This is a genomic window from Micromonospora sp. D75 (assembly GCF_018070405.1).
GTDB lineage: Bacteria > Actinomycetota > Actinomycetes > Mycobacteriales > Micromonosporaceae > Micromonospora > Micromonospora chalcea.
Genome location: NZ_JAGPXV010000790.1, coordinates 1 through 2317 on the forward strand (window position 1 = coordinate 1; position 2317 = coordinate 2317).

Genomic DNA, 2317 nt, shown 5'->3' on the forward strand with positions numbered 1-2317 from the left:
CCCGTCCGGACGCCGCACCGCCGCCGGTGCCCCCGGCGACAGTCGAACCGATCACGCCGACGCCGGCGCCCACGCCGAGCACCACGCCGTCGGCCGAGCCGTCGGCGAGCGGGGCGCCGACGCCGAGTCGCACCGCGGGAGAGCCGGCCGCCAGCATCGGCGGCGGGCCGACCAGCCGTACGCCGAGCCGGACGATTCCGGCGGCGGCGACGCTCCAGCTCGCCGACCTGCCGACGGGCTTCACGATGCAGACGGGAAAGGTGGACGGTGACTGGTCCCTGGAGTTCATGTCCTCCTTCTGCGTGAACGAGTCGCCGACGCTGTCCGACGGGGAGGTGGCCACCCGGTCGGTGGCGTTCAACTCGCCCACCGACTGGATCGTCCAGCGGGTGACCCGGCACTCGGGCACGTCCGCCACCACGGTGATGAAGAATCTCCGCAAGCTGGTCACGGGCTGCGAGATGGAACAGCCGGGCGACTCGCTGTCGATCATGGCGGAGTCGCTCGGCGGTGACGACGGCGTTCTCGTGGGAAGCGACGTCGGAGGGCGGCCCGGTCGCTGGCTCGTCGTCCGGCAGGGCGATCTGGTGGCGCAGCTCCGCCTCGACTCCCAGACCACGCCCACCGAGGCCCGCCGTACCGCCCGGTCGGTGGCGAACCGGCTGTGTGCCGGCACGGACACCTGCTGACGGGTGCGCGGAGGTGAGGCGGGGCCGAGCGAGCGCGGCCCCGCCTCACAGGCGCAGCGACTCCGGGGTGTGCAGGCGGAGCATGGTGGCGCCGACGTCACGCGGGAGACGCCGCCGGCTGGCCATGGAGACGATCACCCACACCGTGAACGCCAGCGGCACCGTCCACGCGGCCGGCTGCGTGGTGAGCGTCGCCGGCCATCCGGTCAGCGGCGGACCGAGCACGGTGAGCAGGACCGCGCCGACCGCCGCGCCGCCGCCGACCAGCACCCCGGCGGCGGCGCCCAGGTCGGTCAGGCCGCGCCACCAGATGCCGAGCACCAGCAGCGGGCAGAAACTCGACGCGGCCACCGCGAACGCCAGCCCCACCACCTGCGAGACGTCCAGCCCGGAGACGTTCAGCGAGAGCAACGCCGGCACCCCGCCGGCGATCACCGTGGCGAGCCGGAAGCCGCGTACCGAGCCGCGGCCCAGCACATCCGTGGAGATCACCCCGGCGACGCTGGTGAGCAGGCCGGACGAGGTGGACAGGAACGCCGCGAACGCGCCGGCCGCGACCAGCGCGGCGAGCAGCCGGCCGGTGGTGCCGTCGCCGAGCGCCGCCCCGGGCAGCAGCACCACCACCGCGTCGGTCTGGCCGCTGACAAGCAGTTGCGGCGTGTAGATGCGGCCCAGCACGCCGTAGACGGTGGGCAGCAGGTAGAAGACGCCGACGAGCGCCAGCACCACGAGCGTGGTGCGGCGGGCGGCGGCGCCGTCGGGGTTGGTGTAGAAGCGGACCAGCACGTGCGGCAGGCCCATGGTGCCGAGGAACGTGGCCAGGATCAGCGAGTACGTGGCGAACAGCCCTCTGTCGTTCTCCCCCGCCGTGTCCGGCAGCAGCCACTCGGCGGGGCCGGTCGCCGCGCCGGACACCTCCGGCACCGGGTCACCGGCGGCGAATTCGAGGCGGTCGCCGGGGCGTACCTCCCGGATGTCGCCGTCGGGCAGCGTGAGCGTCGCGCGGTGCTCGACCACGACGGTGGTCGCGGTCCGGAACGTCGGCCCGTCGGGCGGGGTCACCGCCGGGCGGGCGTCGGCCTGCCACTGCAACGCCAGGAAGATCCCGGGTACGGCGAGCGCGGTGTGCTTCAGCCAGTACTGGAACGCCTGCACGAAGGTGATCGCCCGCATGCCGCCCAGCGCCACGTTCGCGGTCACCACCACGGCGACCAGCAGCGCGCCGAGCGGGTACGGCGAGCCGGTGAGCGTGGCCAGGGTCAGCCCGGCGCCCTGCAACTGCGGCACCAGGTAGAGCCAGCCGATGAAGATCACGAAGACGGTGGCGAGCGTCCGCAGCCGCCGGGAGCCGAGCCGTACCTCGCAGAAGTCGGGCAGCGTGAACGCGCCGGAGCGGCGCAGCGGCGCGGCCACGAACAGCAGCAGCGCGAGGTATCCGGCGGCGAAGCCGACCGGGTACCAGAGCACGTCCACGCCGTACTTGAGGATCAGCCCGGCGACGCCGAGGAAGCTCGCGGCCGACAGGTACTCCCCGCCGATCGCGGCGGCGTTCCAGGTCGGGCTGCCCGCCCGGGAGGCGACCAGGAAGTCCGACGTGGTGCGGGCCAGCCGCCGCCCGGAGACACCGA

Annotated in this window: 2 protein-coding genes and 1 pseudogene; 1 reads left to right on the forward strand and 2 read right to left on the reverse strand. The window is 74.0% G+C overall.

Annotated features, from left to right (window positions below; genetic code table 11):
- Window positions 1–244, reverse strand: a pseudogene (locus KBX39_RS29050) (hypothetical protein); the annotation flags it as partial.
- Window position 245: 1 nt separating this feature from the next.
- Here KBX39_RS29050 and KBX39_RS29055 point away from each other — a divergent pair.
- The gene (locus KBX39_RS29055; RefSeq protein ID WP_051611563.1) at window positions 246–689 is read left to right on the forward strand and encodes a hypothetical protein; all 444 of its coding nucleotides are present in this window, start codon (window positions 246–248) and stop codon (window positions 687–689) included.
- A gap of 45 nt (window positions 690–734) precedes the next feature.
- Here the strand turns inward: KBX39_RS29055 and KBX39_RS29060 are convergent.
- The coding region (locus KBX39_RS29060) for a cation acetate symporter (RefSeq protein ID WP_210873600.1) at window positions 735–2317 on the reverse strand (1583 nt) is incomplete at its 5' end.

What these genes read in the sequence shown, in the direction of transcription:
- KBX39_RS29055 (WP_051611563.1), top strand. Translation starts at nt 246, where the DNA reads ATGCAGACGGGAAAGGTGGACGGTGACTGGTCCCTGGAGTTCATGTCC.